General features: G+C 65.7%; 14 protein-coding genes. 8 read left to right on the plus strand and 6 right to left on the minus strand.

Annotated features, from left to right (window positions below; translation table 11 throughout):
- Positions 1 to 50: 50 nt before the first annotated feature.
- From pgm to KG104_RS00380, 3 genes are all read right to left on the minus strand, one after another.
- Complete coding sequence (pgm, locus tag KG104_RS00370; RefSeq protein WP_181032186.1) at positions 51 to 1,682, minus strand: phosphoglucomutase (alpha-D-glucose-1,6-bisphosphate-dependent); 1,632 nt, start codon at positions 1,680 to 1,682, stop codon at positions 51 to 53.
- A gap of 166 nt (positions 1,683 to 1,848) precedes the next feature.
- Positions 1,849 to 3,321, minus strand: coding sequence for a peptide MFS transporter (locus KG104_RS00375; RefSeq protein WP_104053537.1), 1,473 nt, complete (start codon positions 3,319 to 3,321; stop codon positions 1,849 to 1,851).
- 174 nt (positions 3,322 to 3,495) lie between these two features.
- On the minus strand, positions 3,496 to 4,923 hold the full coding sequence (locus KG104_RS00380) for an amidase (protein WP_207348117.1): 1,428 nt from the start codon (positions 4,921 to 4,923) through the stop codon (positions 3,496 to 3,498).
- 129 nt (positions 4,924 to 5,052) lie between these two features.
- On the opposite strand from KG104_RS00380, the gene KG104_RS00385 reads away from it, so the two are divergent.
- The 4 genes from KG104_RS00385 (at position 5,053) to KG104_RS00400 (ending at position 7,767) form a co-directional block, all read left to right on the plus strand.
- The gene (locus KG104_RS00385) at positions 5,053 to 5,370 is read left to right on the plus strand and encodes a rhodanese-like domain-containing protein (RefSeq protein ID WP_104053539.1); all 318 of its coding nucleotides are present in this window, start codon (positions 5,053 to 5,055) and stop codon (positions 5,368 to 5,370) included.
- Positions 5,367 to 6,326, plus strand: a complete 960-nt coding sequence (gene pheA / locus KG104_RS00390; protein ID WP_207348116.1) for a prephenate dehydratase — start codon at positions 5,367 to 5,369, stop codon at positions 6,324 to 6,326. The genes KG104_RS00385 and pheA overlap by 4 nt, the downstream gene beginning before the upstream one ends.
- A 63-nt stretch (positions 6,327 to 6,389) precedes the next feature.
- On the plus strand, positions 6,390 to 7,361 hold the full coding sequence (locus KG104_RS00395) for a DNA topoisomerase IB (protein ID WP_207348115.1): 972 nt from the start codon (positions 6,390 to 6,392) through the stop codon (positions 7,359 to 7,361).
- Positions 7,362 to 7,497: 136 nt separating this feature from the next.
- Positions 7,498 to 7,767, plus strand: coding sequence for a hypothetical protein (locus tag KG104_RS00400; RefSeq protein WP_104053542.1), 270 nt, complete (start codon positions 7,498 to 7,500; stop codon positions 7,765 to 7,767).
- Here KG104_RS00400 and KG104_RS00405 read toward each other — a convergent pair.
- Positions 7,764 to 8,882, minus strand: coding sequence for a diacylglycerol/lipid kinase family protein (locus tag KG104_RS00405; RefSeq protein WP_207348114.1), 1,119 nt, complete (start codon positions 8,880 to 8,882; stop codon positions 7,764 to 7,766). The genes KG104_RS00400 and KG104_RS00405 overlap by 4 nt on opposite strands.
- Before the next feature lie 86 nt (positions 8,883 to 8,968).
- Here KG104_RS00405 and serS point away from each other — a divergent pair, with 86 nt between their 5' ends.
- Positions 8,969 to 10,246, plus strand: coding sequence for a serine--tRNA ligase (serS, locus tag KG104_RS00410; RefSeq protein WP_207348113.1), 1,278 nt, complete (start codon positions 8,969 to 8,971; stop codon positions 10,244 to 10,246).
- Positions 10,247 to 10,387: 141 nt separating this feature from the next.
- The gene (locus KG104_RS00415; RefSeq protein ID WP_104053545.1) at positions 10,388 to 11,233 is read left to right on the plus strand and encodes an HAD family hydrolase; all 846 of its coding nucleotides are present in this window, start codon (positions 10,388 to 10,390) and stop codon (positions 11,231 to 11,233) included.
- Between the two features lie 40 nt (positions 11,234 to 11,273).
- Here KG104_RS00415 and KG104_RS00420 read toward each other — a convergent pair whose 3' ends face one another.
- Entirely contained in the window at positions 11,274 to 11,924 is a 651-nt protein-coding gene (locus tag KG104_RS00420; RefSeq protein ID WP_104053546.1) for a hypothetical protein, read from the minus strand.
- 80 nt (positions 11,925 to 12,004) lie between these two features.
- On the opposite strand from KG104_RS00420, the gene KG104_RS00425 reads away from it, so the two are divergent.
- Entirely contained in the window at positions 12,005 to 12,241 is a 237-nt protein-coding gene (locus KG104_RS00425; RefSeq protein WP_104053547.1) for a hypothetical protein, read from the plus strand.
- A 93-nt stretch (positions 12,242 to 12,334) separates the two neighbouring features.
- Here KG104_RS00425 and KG104_RS00430 read toward each other — a convergent pair whose 3' ends face one another.
- Positions 12,335 to 12,880 carry an inorganic diphosphatase gene (locus tag KG104_RS00430; protein WP_104053548.1) on the minus strand — a complete coding sequence of 182 codons (546 nt, stop codon included), beginning with the start codon at positions 12,878 to 12,880 and terminating at the stop codon, positions 12,335 to 12,337.
- 228 nt (positions 12,881 to 13,108) lie between these two features.
- Between KG104_RS00430 and dacB the strand changes: the two genes are divergently transcribed.
- On the plus strand, positions 13,109 to 14,578 hold the full coding sequence (gene dacB / locus KG104_RS00435; RefSeq protein WP_207348112.1) for a D-alanyl-D-alanine carboxypeptidase/D-alanyl-D-alanine endopeptidase: 1,470 nt from the start codon (positions 13,109 to 13,111) through the stop codon (positions 14,576 to 14,578).
- Positions 14,579 to 14,607: the final 29 nt, after the last annotated feature.

Here is a 14,607-nt window from a genome sequence, read left to right on the forward strand (position 1 = left end):
CACCGGCAGGTGCGCCCCCTTCCGTTTACGACGGCTGTTGTTGGCCGAAGCTAGGAAATAACCCCGTCCACAATGGCCTTGGCTTCGGCCTGCACCTGGCGCAGGTGTTCCTCGCCCTTGAAGGACTCAGCGTAAATCTTGTACACGTCCTCCGTGCCGGAAGGCCGGGCAGCAAACCAGGCGTTCTCCGTGGTGACCTTCAGCCCGCCGATGGGTGCGCCGTTGCCGGGCGCTTCGGTCAGGCGTGCGGTGATGTCCTCGCCGGCGAGGGTGGTAGCGGTGACGTCCGACGGCGAGAGCTTGGCCAGCGCTGCCTTCTGCTCCCGGCTGGCGGGCGCGTCCACGCGTGCGTATTCCGGATCACCGAAGCGGGAGGTGAGTTCCCGGTACCGCTGGGACGGCGTCTTGCCCGTCACGGCGGTGATCTCCGATGCCAGCAGGGCCAGCAGGATTCCGTCCTTGTCGGTGGTCCAGGCCTTGCCGTCCAGGCGCAGGAAGGAGGCACCGGCGGATTCCTCGCCGCCGAAGGCCGCGTCGCCGGAAAGCAGCCCCGGAACAAACCACTTGAAGCCCACCGGGACCTCCATCAGGGTGCGGCCCAGGTCGCCGGTCACCCGGTCAATCATGGAGGAAGACACAAGGGTCTTGCCCACCATGGCGTCCTTCGGCCAGCCCTCACGGTTCCGGTACAGGTAATCGATGGCGACGGCGAGGTAATGGTTCGGGTTCATCAGCCCGCCGTCGGGGGTGACAATGCCGTGGCGGTCGGCGTCGGCGTCGTTCCCGGTGGCAATGTCATACTCGTTGGCGCGCGCGATCAGCGAAGCCATGGCGTAGGGGGAGGAGCAGTCCATGCGGATCTTCTCGTCCCAGTCCAGGGTCATGAAGGCCCACTGCGGATCCACGTTCGGGTTGACGACGGTCAGATTCAGGTTATGCCGTTCCGCGATGGCACCCCAGTAGTCCACGGATGCCCCGCCCAGCGGATCAGCGCCGATATGCAGCCCCGATTCGCGGATGGCGTCCAGGTTCAGGACCGAGGGCAGATCGTCCACGTAGTTCTGCAGGAAGTCGTAGGTTCCCACGCCGTCCGCCAGCCGGGCCTCGCCAAGCGGAATCCGCTTCACGCCCCGCAGCCCGTCCTCCAGCAGCTCATTGGCGCGGTTGGCAATCCAGTTGGTGGCTTCGGAGCCGGCCGGGCCGCCGGTGGGCGGGTTGTACTTGAAACCGCCGTCGGCCGGCGGGTTGTGCGAGGGGGTGATGATGATGCCGTCGGCCTGATCGGTGCGGCCGTTGTTGTACTTCAGGATGGCGTGGCTCAGTGCCGGGGTGGGGGTGAAGCCGTTGCGGGCATCAATGAGCACGTTCACGTTGTTCCCGGCGAGCACCTCCAGTGCGGTGTTCTGGGCGGGTTCGGACAGGGCGTGGGTGTCCTTTCCCATGAACAGCGGGCCGGTGATGCCCTGGCCGCTGCGGTACTCAACGATTGCCTGGGTGATGGCGGCAATGTGCGGCTCGTTGAAGGCGCCGTTCAGCGACGAACCGCGGTGTCCCGACGTCCCGAAGACCACACGCTGGGAGGGGTCATTCATATCCGGAGAGAGGTCCTGATAGGCGTCCAGGAGGGCCGTCAGGTCAACGAGGTCGGAGGGTTGGGCAACTGTGCCGGCGCGATTAGACATACCCCTAAGCATGCCAAACAATTGCCGCCGGCGGCAGAAGGACCGCCGGAACCGCGGCCTGCCCGCCGCCGGGATTGAACGCGGCGGCCCCGTTAAACGCAGGACGACGACGGCGGAAGGCCGCCGCCGTCGTCCTCCCGGTGCTGGCACCGGGCCGGGGGAGTGCTTAGCGCACGCCGCCCATCAGCTTCTTGATGGCCGGGGTGCCGGCGGCCAGGGCCACGCCAATGACGATGGCCGTGATGCCGCTGAACATGAAGTAGCTGACCTCGGTTTCCGGGTCGTAGAACTGTGCCAGCCAGCCCGCAAGGGTGGTGCCCAGCGAGACCGAGAGGAAGAACAGCGCCACCATCTGGGTCCGGAAGATTTCCGGAGCCAGCTTGGTCGCCACGGACAGGCCGATCGGTGAGATGAACAGCTCGGCAAACGTGAACAGCAGCAGGATCCCGACGATGGCCAGCAGCGGGGTGCTGTTGGGGCCGCCGCCGGAGAACGGAATGAAGGCCAGGAAGGCCAGGCCCATGACGGCCAGGCCGAGGGCGAACTTCAGCGGGGAGGACGGCTGGCGGTTGCCCAGCTTGGTCCACACACCTGCGAAAACGGCAGCGAAGATGATGATGAAGATGGGGTTGATGGACTGCACCCAGCTCGGCGGCATCTCCCAGCCGAAGATGCGGCGGTCCAGGGAGGTGTCAGCGTACAGGGCAACAACCGTGAACTGCTGCTGGAACAGGGCCCAGAAGGCGGCGCTGGCAATGAACAGGGGCATGAAGGAGTACACGCGGCGGCGTTCGAGGGCGCCGACCTTCGGGCTGCGCAGGATGATCACAAAGTAGGCGATGGAGGCAATGATTGCCACGGCGGCCATCACCACTGCAAGATTCTCCGCCTTCAGCAGGCCAAAGATCACCGCGAGGGAAATGATCACCACGGCACCGGCTGTAACGCCGCCCATGACGCCGTACTTGCTGCGCGGCAGCGGGTTGGTTACCTGGTGGGCTGCCTCGGGCAGGTACTTGCGGGTCATTCCGTACTGGATCAGGCCGATGGCCATGCCGATGGCGGCCAGGCCAAAGCCGTAATGGAAGCCGAGGCGGACCTGGAGAAGACCGGTGAGCAGTGGTCCCACCAGCGCGCCGAGGTTGATGCCCATGTAGAAGATGGAGAAACCGGCGTCGCGCCGTTCATCCTTCTGCGAGTACAGCGTTCCGACGAGGGAGGTCGCATTGGCTTTGACACCGCCGGAGCCGAGGGCAATCAGGATCAGGCCGGCGGCCAGGCCCACGGCGCCCGGAAGGACAGCCAGGGAGATGTGGCCAAGAACCACGATCGCGGCGGAGTAGAAGAGCACGCGTTCGGATCCGAGGACCCGGTCTGCAAGCCACGCACCAACGATGGTGGACAGGTACACGCCACCGCCGTACGCGCCAACCAGCGACGTGGCAACGGCAATGTCGATGCCGAGGCCGCCGTCGGTGACCGAGTAGTACATGTAGTACAGCAGGATGCCCTGCATGCCGTAGAAGGAGAACCGTTCCCACAGCTCGACGCTGAAGAGGTTCGCCAACATGCGGGGATGGCCAAAGAAGGACTTGCGGGCCGGCGTGGCGGCTGAGGTGCTGGGATTAGAACTCACCATTGCATGTTCGCACCGGAATATGTGCGCCTTGAAGGGGTAAAGGGTGAATTCTCCCGTATCTAGGGGCCACTATGCTTACGAAACGTGACAAGTCTCACCAGGATTGCGCGCCTGACCTGCACTGTTACGAGGCGGGGCGCCGGACATTCTCAAATGCTGCGATAAGATTCTCCGTCACTTTTCCAGCTGGGCGGCGACGGACAGGAGCTCTGCCTCGCAGCCCGGGCGTCCGATCAGCTGGATTCCCATAGGCAGCCCGTCCTCGGTCCGGTGGGTGGGAAAGGTGATGGCCGGCAGCCCGCATACGTTCACCATTGACGTGAAGGGCGAGTATTGGCACTGCAGGTCATAGTCCCTGAGTCCCTGCGCGTCGCCCTCAAGCGAACTGTCCCAGTACCAGCCCACCGGGCGCGGAGTCTGACCCAGCGCCGGAGTCAGAATCATGTCGTAGGCGCTGTAGGCGCGGATGGTGTCCTGCTCGAAGCGGCGCAGGACATCGATTGCCGTAACCAGATCCGCCGCGGACCGCTGCTGTGCCCTGCGGCGCACGGCGGCCGTGATCGGCAGGAGCCGCTCCTCGCCGCCGTTCGGCAGTTCGAGGGTGGACAGTCCGGCGGTCCACACGGTTTGGAAAGCGTCCGGGTAGCGCTCGTCGTAGCTCAGCTGCGCCTCCGCGACATCATGTCCGGCGCCGGCCAGCGCTTTGATGCCGGCCTCCAGTGCCTGCACTGCCTCAGGGTCCAGGGTGATTTCCAAGCGGGAAGAAAAGGGGGAGAGGGTGCTCACCCCAATCCGGAACCTGCCCTCCGCACGTTGGGCAGCGGCAAGCAAGCTTTCCCCGGCCGGCGCTGCGGAGGTTGCATGAAAGTTTGGCTCGGCAACCATGGCGTCCAGGAGCAGAGCGGCATCAGCGGCAGTGCGGGCCAGTGGTCCGGCCACCACAAACTGGCCCAAATCGGACTGCCCGGATCCGGCCGGGACGCGTCCGCGGTTGGGTTTGAGGCCAACCAGTCCGGTGGCGGCCGCCGGAATACGAACTGATCCGCCGCCGTCGGTCCCGGGTGCGAAGGGCAGCATGCCGGCGGCGACTGCCGCGGCGCTGCCTCCACTGGAGCCGCCGGGGCTGAGTGCGGGGTCGAGGGGGTTGCGGGCCGGAGGACCGATCAGGTTCTCGCTGTAACTGCTCAGGCCAAATTCGGGGACCTGCGTCTTGCCCAGGCTGATGGCGCCGGCCCGGCGCAGCACGGCGGGAAGCGGGCCGTCCGTTTCCGGAACATAGGCAGGCAGTGCTGCCGTTCCAAGCGTGGTGGGAACCCCGGCGACGTCGGCAAGGTCCTTGTGTGCAAGCGGCATCCCGTGGAGCAGTCCCAGCGGCTCGCCGCGGGCAAACCGTTCATCGGCAGCGGCGGCGTCCTTCAGTGCCGCTTCCGGAGTGGTCAGGAGAAAGGCGCCCAGAGCCGGGTTCAGCTCCTCGATCCGGGCCAGGAAATGCTCTGTCACCTCACGGGCGCTGATTTCACCGGCGGCAAGGGCATTGCGCAGCTCCAGCGCCGTAAAATCCCGCAGTTCTCCGGATGAAACGGAATGAGGTTGATCAGGCATGTGACCTCCGGGGGCGTGAATATTATTTTCCGGGCAGGGCTCCCACTATAGGCTGGGAGGAAGAAGACCCCGGGGACTGCTGACGGCACACCGCCGCAGCTCCCCTGACCCGAGGACAGGAACCGGAAAATGGAAAACGTATCGGTTGACGCCATCAGCAGCGGCGCCAAGATCCTGGACGTGCGCGAAGACTATGAATGGGAAGCCGGCCACATCGACGGCGCCCTTCATATTCCGTTGGATTCGCTGCCGGACCGTCTCGATGATCTGGATCCGGACACGGATCTTGCCGTCATCTGCCGCAGCGGCGGACGCAGCGCACGGGCAACCGCCTGGCTGGAGTCGCACGGCTACTCGGCTGTGAACGTTACCGGCGGCATGGGCGCCTGGCTGGAAGCCGGAAAGCCGATGGTTTCGGACAACGGTCAGGATCCCACCGTCGTATGAGTGCTTCGCTCGGCGCCGGCTCCGGTGTCACGGACTCGGTGATCTACACCTATCTTGGCCCCGAAGGCACCTTCACCGAAGCCGCCCTGCTGCAGGTGCCGGGAGCGGAGTCGGCGGAGCGGATTCCCTCCACCAGCGTCAGTGCCGCGTTGGAGATGGTGCGCAGCGGGCGGGCGGATGCCGCCGTCGTGCCCATTGAAAACTCGGTGGAAGGCGGTGTCAGTGCCACACTGGACGCCATTTCCGCAGGGGAACCGCTGCGCATCCTGCGCGAAATCCTGGTGCCGATCACCTTTGTCCTGGCCGCCAGGTCCGGCCTCGCGCTGGCTGACATCGGCACCGTCTCCACCCACTCACACGCCTGGGCGCAGTGCAGGAACTGGGCCGATGCAAATATTCCGCAGGCGGAATATTTGCCTGCCTCCTCCACGGCTGCGGCCGCGGTGGGCCTGCAGGAGGCGGAGCCGGGGTACGACGCCGCCATCTGCTCGCCGCTGGTGGCGCAGCGGCTGGGTTTGTCCGTGGTGGCCGAGGACATTGGAGACATCACTGATGCCGTCACCCGCTTTGTCCTGCTGAGCCTGCCCACCTACCTGCCCGAGCCCACCGGGGCGGACAAGACCACCCTGGTGGTGCCGCTGCCCGAGGACCATCCCGGGGCCCTGATGGAAATCCTGGACCAGTTCTCCGCCCGCGGAGTGAACCTGAGCCGGATTGAGTCCCGTCCCACCGGATTGTTCCTCGGCGATTACTTCTTCAGCATTGACGCGGACGGGCACATCTCCGACGCACGCATGGCCGACGCCCTCAGAGGGCTGCACCGGATCAGTCCGAACCTGAGATTCCTGGGTTCCTATCCCCGGGCGGACCACCGCGAGCCTGAGGTTCCGCGGCACAACACCGATGAAGCGTTCCGGCGCGCGGACGTCTGGCTTGAGGGGCTCCTCAGGGGCTAACCTCTCCGCAAGGCATTACTGTGCCGACCGGCACTGCGAAGGCGGGCAATAGGGAAGGGCACTGTGCGGCTGCGGCGAAGCAACTGTGAGCATCCGGGGTACTCCCGGCGAAAGCGCGGGCGCGGTTTCAGTTACACCGGGCTGCGCGGGGACCCGCTGACGGAACGGGAAACCCTGGAGCGCATCCGCTCGCTGGCCATACCGCCGGCCTGGGCCAATGTCTGGATCAGCCCGTACGCCAACGGGCACATCCAGGCCACCGGCACCGATGCGGCCGGGCGGCGGCAGTACATCTACCATCCCTACTGGCGGGAGCTGAAGGACCGGGAGAAGTTCGACCGGTCCCTGGCCTTCGCCCAGTCCCTGCCGGCCGCCCGCAGGCTGATTACCAAGCACCTGCGCACGGACGGGGCCGGACCGCAGCGCGCCTACGCGGCGGCCCTTCGCATTGTGGACGCCGGAGCCCTGCGGATTGGCGGGGAACGCTACGCGGAGGTCAACGGGTCCTACGGCACCACCACTCTGCGCGTTGAACACGTTTCGGTGCAGGGGGATGAGGTGCGGTTCGACTTCCCGGGAAAGAGCGGGCAGGAATGGCACACGCTGATCGAGGACCCCGACCTGGTGGCTGCCCTGAAACCCATGCTTGCCCGTCCTGATCCGGACACTGCCCTGGCCTACGAGGGGGCCGACGGCACCTGGCACAGCATCGCCGCATCGTCGCTGAATGACTTCCTCAAGGAAGTGACCGGCGGAGACTTTACGGCCAAGGATTTCCGCACCTGGCAGGCCACCGTGGTGGCCGCGATGCATCTGGCCCGGGCCTTTCCCCTGGTCTCCACCAAAAGAGACAAGCAGAAAGCCGTCACTGCCACGGCCGTGAAAGTGGCGGAACATTTGGGCAACACGCCGGCGATAGCCCGCAAGTCCTACATTGACCCGCGGGTGGTGGACCGGTTTTTCGACGGGGAAGTCATTGCCGTGGCCGGATTCTCCGCCTCGGAGACGGCGGTGCGCCTGATGCTTACCGACTAGGTCCCCGGCCGGCTCCGGGGCCCGCTTTTCCCGTTCCGGTGTTCGTAAGTATGCTGATGTTATGAGTGCGGATCCATTCCGTGCCGAAGGTGCAGGATTGAATCCGGTCCTGTTTCACGATCAGGAAGGTAAGCGAATGTCTGAGTACCCCAATGAGGAAGAACAGCTGACCGACCCCAAGCCCAGCGGCCAGTCCACCGGCGACGACAACTATCGCGGAGACGCCGGCGACCAGGGCAACGACATCCGGTTTGCCGAGGAAGAAGCCTTGATCCGGGAGCAGGCTTCACCGAAGTCGCTCAACAAGGACGACGAGGGCGAATACACGGACCGCGATGAAGCCGACGGCGGCCGGAAGTCCAAGGACGAAGGCGGCTACACCGACGCCGAGGGCACCCAGGACTAGTTCCGCGATCCTGCCCGGAACGAGGGCCGTGCCATGGTGTACGGGCTCTGCGGGCGGGGGTGCTGCTGGTCCGGTGACGGTGCCCGGACCAGCAGCGCCAGGGGATCAACCTCCACGCGCACACTGGTTGCAGCGCCTGTGAGGTCTCCGTCCAGCTGGGTTTCAGTGGGCTGGGCAACCTTGATTTCCACGGTCCGGGCCCGGCGGTAGTCGATGACCGGTATGTTCCGCGGATACTTGGTCACCACCTTGCCCGCCACCCACAGCCAGCCGGCCAGGCTGCGCGGACTCATGATGACCACGTCCAGTAGGCCGTCATCCATTTTTGCTTCGGGGATGAAATCGATGCCGGCGGGAAGCCTGCCCAGATTCGCGAACAGGATGCTCCTGACCTTGTGCACCTGGGGCGGTTCGCCGTCCACGGAAATGCTCATTTTGGTGCGGCGGCCCGGCAGCAGCCTCACGCCCGCCTCGCTGTAGGCCAGCCAGCCCACGTGCTTTTTCAGGTCATCCCGAGTGGCTGCAATGACTTCGGCGTCCAGGCCGATTCCCCCCATGACGAGGAACGCGCTGCTGCGGCGTTCACCGGTGACTGCGTCATCAAAGTCAATGGTGCCCATGTCAATGCGCCTCTGGTTGCCGTGCAGCGCCGTGCGGATCGACGCCGCCAGATCTGCCACCGGAATCCCCAGGTTCCGCGCCAGCAGGTTGCCCGTTCCCAGCGGCAGCAGCCCCAGCGCCGCGGGAGAGTTGGCCAATGCCCGGGCCACCTCCCGCACCGTTCCGTCCCCGCCGCCGGCCAGGACGACGTCGGCCCCCAGCTCCACCGCGCGGCGTGCCTGCTCGTACCCCGGAGACTGCCGGGTGGTTTCCAGGATCAAAGGGGGATCCCAGCCAGCCAGTTCGCAGGCCTCGGCCAACAGTGTCCGTGCGGCAGGAGCCTGCGCCTTAACGGGGTTAAGCACCAGCGCAATCCGCTGGTCACCCGGCGCCAGGGTCTTGACGACGGTACGCTTCGCAGCCTGCCGGCGTCGGCGTCGTGCCACCTGCCATGCTGCAAGGGCCGCCAGGGCAGCGGCCAGCAGTACAAGAAGGACGATCAAAGGTGCGGACATAGTGATTCCCAGCCTAACCCGGTCCCGGGCGGAGGTTAGTCGAAGCCCGTGCCGGTGCCCGCCCGGGTTTTCGGTACTCTTGAAGCGTGATCGATGTTAATGAGCTCCGCGAAAACCCCGAAAAATTCCGAGCCTCCCAGCGCGCCCGCCAAGCGGACGAGTCCCTGGTGGACGCGATCATCGCTGCCGATGCCGCGCGCCGCGATTCGCGCACCCGCTTCGAAAGCCTGCGCGCCGAGCAGAATGCTTTCGGCAAGCGTGTTGCCAAGGCCAAGGGCGAGGAAAAGCAGGCCCTCCTGGCAGAGGTCAAGGAACTGGCCGGTGCCGTGAAGGCCGCCGGTGCCGAGGCGGACGCCGCCCAGGCTGAATCTGATGCCCTGCTGCGCCGCATCCCGAACCTGGTGCAGGACGGCGTACCTGCCGGCGGCGAGGATGACTTCGAGGTTCTCAAGACAGTCGGCACGCCCCGCGACTTCGAAGCCGAAGGCTTCACCCCCCGCGACCACCTGGAAATCGGTGAACTGCTGGGTGCCATCGACATGGAACGCGGCGCCAAGGTTTCCGGCTCCCGGTTCTACTTCCTGCGCGGCGTTGGCGCCCGTCTGGAACTGGCCCTGCTGAACATGGCCATGGACCAGGCCGTCCAAGCCGGTTTCGTGCCCATGATCACCCCCACGCTGGTGCGCCCGGAGACCATGCAGGGCACCGGCTTCGATGTGGCGCACGACGCCGAGATTTACCGCCTCGCCGAAGATGACCTGTACCTGGTCGGTACTTCCGAGGTGCCGCTGGCCGGCTACCACGCCGACGAAATCCTGGACCTCAACGGCGGTCCCGTCCGGTACGCCGGCTGGTCCTCCTGCTACCGCCGCGAGGCAGGCTCGCACGGCAAGGACACCCGCGGCATCATCCGCGTCCATCAGTTCAACAAGGTGGAAATGTTCATCTACACCAAGCCTGAAGACGCCGCCGCGGAACATCAGCGGCTGCTGGCCTGGGAAGAGGAAATGCTCGCCAAGGTGGAGCTGCCCTACCGGGTGATCGACACCGCCGCAGGGGATCTGGGCATGTCCGCCGCCCGGAAATTCGACTGCGAGGCCTGGGTTCCCACCCAGAACGCCTACCGCGAGCTGACGTCCACCTCCAACTGCACCACGTTCCAGGCCCGCCGCCTGAACATCCGCGAACGCCAGGACGGCGACGGCAAGGGCACCCGTGCCGTCGCTACGCTCAACGGAACCCTGGCCACCACCCGGTGGATCGTGGCCATCCTTGAGCACCACCAGAATCCGGACGGATCCGTAACTGTTCCGGCTGCCCTTCGCCCGTACCTGGGCGGACTTGAGGTTCTGCCGGTCCTGTAACGCGATCCGCGGTTCCGGGTTCATCCCTGCGGCAGTTCCTGTTCCGGACACCCGGAGCGGGAACTGTTTTCCGCACCCCACCTGCGCACTTATGTGAGCCGCGTCCTTTCGGGATCTGCGGCCATCTGTTTAAATGAGGCGATGACAACTATGACAAGCACCGGCATCGAAGACCGGCAGAACCCTGACCACTTCCCCCATTTGGTGGCCCTGGACGTGGACGGCACCCTGGTGGACCATGACGGGCATATGTCCGCGGGCGTCCGTGAAGCCGCCGAGGCTGCAATTGCCGCCGGCCATCACCTGGTTATCGCCACCGGACGGTCCTACGGGGCGGCCCTTCCCATCCTGGAACGCCTTGGCATCACCGAGGGGTATTGCGTGGCCTCCAACGGCGGCGTCACCCTGCGGGTGGACACCTCCCTTCCGGACGGCTACGAAGTGATTGACCGGGTGGTGTTCGATCCACGGACCGCCCTGGACGCCTTGCGCATCAAGCTGCCCACCGCCAAATTTGCCCTCGAGGATTCGCACGGGAACTTCCTCTCCACCGAGCGCTTCCAGGATGCCAGCTTTGGGGTGGAGGCACAGGCGGTGGACTTTGAGCGGCTGCGCAGTGCCGAAGCAGTCCGCGTGGTGGTCTTCAGCGTAGATTCCACGGCCGAGGAATTCGGTGAGGCAGTCCGGGCCATCGGCCTGCACGGCGTGACGTACTCAGTGGGCTGGACCGCCTGGCTGGACATCGCCGCCGAAGGCGTCACCAAGGCCAGCGCACTGGAAAATGTCCGCAGCAGGCTGGACATTGACCGGAAGTACACCCTGGCCATGGGTGATGGACGCAATGACATCGAAATGCTGGGCTGGGCCGCCCGCGGCGTGGCCATGGGCCAAGCTCCCGCCGAAGTGCTGGAAGTGGCAACCGAGGTCACCGGAACCGTGTATGAAGACGGCGCCGCCACCATCCTGCGCGGCCTCGCAAACAACTAACTGTCCCGCAATCAACTAACCGTCGCGCAGGCAGCCTGTTTCAGGCTCCCTGCGCCGCTGGTTCGAAGACCCTGGCGGAGGACGGAAGTGAAACCGGTCCGGTGCTCAGTGCGAGCAGCCGTGCCGCCGCGGGGCGGGTGGCCCACTCCTCCTGCCAGTGGGAGCGCACCACGGCCTTGCTGACGGCCTGTGTGGTGATGCCAAGGATTTCCGCCACATACTTTTGCTGCCCGCGGGCGCCGGGAGTCATCAGGTCCAGCACTTTCCACTCGGCGTCGGTGCGGCTGGCCACGATCTGGCCGAGCAGCCGCAGTACTGCCTGGGCTTCTGCGGCGATGTCGGCGTCCGGTCCGTCCACGGCCAGCGGTATGCGTTCGCCGGTCTTCTGCGCCCGGACCACGGCACGGCGGGCATAGACGAGCCCAAACCCGTCATTGTCCAGGATGTTCTGCTGAAGCGGCGGATGCAGTTCGCCGACACCGATGCCCACGTTCCAGCGCCGCTGCCGGATGGCAGTCAGCGCGGCATCGACGGCCGCGGCGGCGTCCGCCAGCACGCCCTGCGCTTCGTCGCCCACCGAGCGCTGAAACGGAACGGCGGCGGGCAGATGGCGCAGCGAACGGATGAGCTCTGGAACCAGGTCCCCCGATTCGCGCGAGTCCCGCTGGTTGATCGTCAGCACATAATGCATGGGTTCAGCATGCCAGAGGACCCCAAAGACAACCGGGATCGGTTGCGGCGCGCCTCGGATGCATCGCCTAGAGTCGGCAGATGAAGAATTCCAGCGGGCAGCCGCCGCAGCCGCCCAACCCAAAACCCGTCTCCCTGATTCCGCTGTTCTTTGCGCTCGGGGTCATTCTGCTGGGCCTTTGGGCTGCGTGGGTAACCGGCAGCTGGGTGTTGCTCGCGGTTGCCGTTGCCGTTGCGGTCCTGCCTGCCCGCACCTATGGCGGAGATGTGCGCACCTGGGCGCGGCGGCGGGCCCGGGGAGGGCCGGTGAACGAGTAGGAGTCCAAACGACGACGGCGGCCGTCCCCGCAAGGGGTCAGCCGCCGTCGGGCGCCGGAACGATCCGAACCCGGAACCGGGCCCGGGAACGCGCTAGTTGTTCTGGGGGTCGGCGTCGACGTCGCGGCCCTGGGGCTCGTCTTCTTCGCTGCCTTCGCCGAGAGCGGCGAAACGGGCCAGGGAAGCTTCCACCTCGGCCTCGGCTTCCTCACGGCCGGCCCAGTCAGCGGCTTCAACCCACTTGCCGGGCTCCAGGTCCTTGTACTTGGTGAAGAAGTGCTTGATCTCGTCGAGCAGGAAATCGGAAACGTCCGAGATGTCCTTGATGTGGTCAAAGCGGGGATCAACCGGCACGCACAGGACCTTGGCGTCTCCGCCGCCGTCGTCCACCATGTTGAAAACGCCGATGGGGCGGGATTCCACCAGCACGCCGGGCATCAGGTCGAAGTCCTGGAGCATCACCAGAGCGTCCAGCGGATCGCCGTCTTCGCCGAGGGTGTTCTCGAAGTAGCCGTAGTGGGTGGGGTAGGCCATGGACGTGAACAGGATGCGGTCCAGGCGCAGGCGGTGGGTTTCGTGGTCGATTTCGTACTTGACCCGGGATCCCTTGGGGATCTCGATGGTGACGTCGAGCTTCATGGATACTCCTCTGGCGTGGCGCCGGCATGGCACCACAAACGGAACAGGCCGCGGCGGTCAGGAAAAAGTGCTGCCGTGAACCTAGGCTGATAAATGCGCCAACAACCGCAGGTTTGTCCGCGTCAATGCGGGCGGCGGCGCCGGTCTAGTCTTAAAGATATATGTCTTGGTCCGTTATCACTGCCCGCCGCAGTGCGGGACCTATAAACGGAAAGCAGCGGTGAGGTGATGGGAAGGGTTTTTTCCGGCCTCCTGCTGACTCTGGTTATGGCTGTCCTGGTGGTTCCGCTGTGTCTTTATGCCGGCCCGCCCGTGCTGGCAGCGCTGGCCCGGGAACAGCCGCAGCGGCAGCTGGTGGTGCCCGCTCATCAGCAGGCGCCGGGGGCTTTATCCTCCGGGCGTGCTGAATTTCCAGTGCCCGCCAACCTTGGCGCACCCCTGCCGGACCGGCAAGCGCTGGGCGATCTCCTTGACGCAGAACTGGTGGTTCCCGGCAGCGGAGAGTTCCACGGTGCCGTACTTGATGCCCGGACGGGTGACATCCTCTATGACCTGGACGGCGATGCCGCGGCAACCCCCGCCTCCAGCCTCAAGGTCCTGACCGCCGCTGCTGCCCTTTCCGTGCTCGGATCCGACACCCGGTTTGAAACCTCCGTGTATGAAGGCGGCACACCCGAAACGGTGGTGCTGGCCGGCGGCGGTGATGTGCTGCTGGGGACCGGAGAGTCGGATGAGACCGCCGTCGTCGGTCATGCGGGCCTGCAGACGCTGGCCGAGGAAACAGCAGCGGCCCTTTCCGGGCGCGAAGTATCCGGGACGATCAGCATCCAGGTGGATGACTCACTGTTCACCGGGGACACTCTCTCGCCGGCCTGGAACGAGGAGGACGTGGAGGCAGGGGAGGCTGCGGCCCTGTATCCGCTGGCCGTCAACTCGGCGTGGGCGGTTGAGGGACAGCAGTACGGGTCCCGGGTCGACGACGCCGCGCTCGCCGCCGGTGACGCTTTCGCTGCCGCTCTGGAAACCGCTGCCGCCGGCTACGGCTTTAAAGTGGACCCCCAGGTCACACGCGGAACAGCCGGCGACGACGCTGACCGGTTGGCGGCCGTAACATCGGCTCCGGTTTCAGAACAGGTGACGCAGATGCTGCTGATTTCGGATAACTACCTGGCTGAAACACTGGGCCGCATGACGGCGTTGAAAACCGGCGGTGAAGGCTCCTTCGACGGCGCGGCAGCGGCCGTGAAAGCGGCAGTTTCCGGGCTGGGGGTCAACACCTCCGGAATGGTGCTGGCCGATGTCTCCGGGCTGGGCAGCGGAACGGAGATCTCCGCACTGCAGCTGGCCTCGACCGTTCAGGCCGCCCTGACGTCGTCGGACAACAGCGTCCGGGACCTGCCCTATGCCCTCCCGGTGGCCGGATTGAGCGGAACCCTGGCGTCCCGGTTCACCGAGGATGCCTCTACGGCGCCTGTTGGCGGAGACGGGCTGCCTGAGGAAACCCCGGCGGCAGGACTGGTCCGCGCCAAAACCGGCACCCTGTTTGCGGCGACATCACTCACCGGATTTGTGACTGACGCCGACGGCCGGCTCCTGTCTTTTGCGTTCGTAGCCAACGGGCTGGAGGACAACACTGCGCAGGCCCGGGAGGCCGTGGACGCGGCTGCTGCCGTCCTGGCCGGCTGCGGGTGCCGATGAGCCGGGTTCGGCGGACAGCGAACCCTCCT

Origin of the sequence: Arthrobacter sunyaminii, assembly GCF_018866305.1 — a bacterium.
Classification (GTDB): Bacteria; Actinomycetota; Actinomycetes; order Actinomycetales; family Micrococcaceae; genus Arthrobacter_B; species Arthrobacter_B sunyaminii.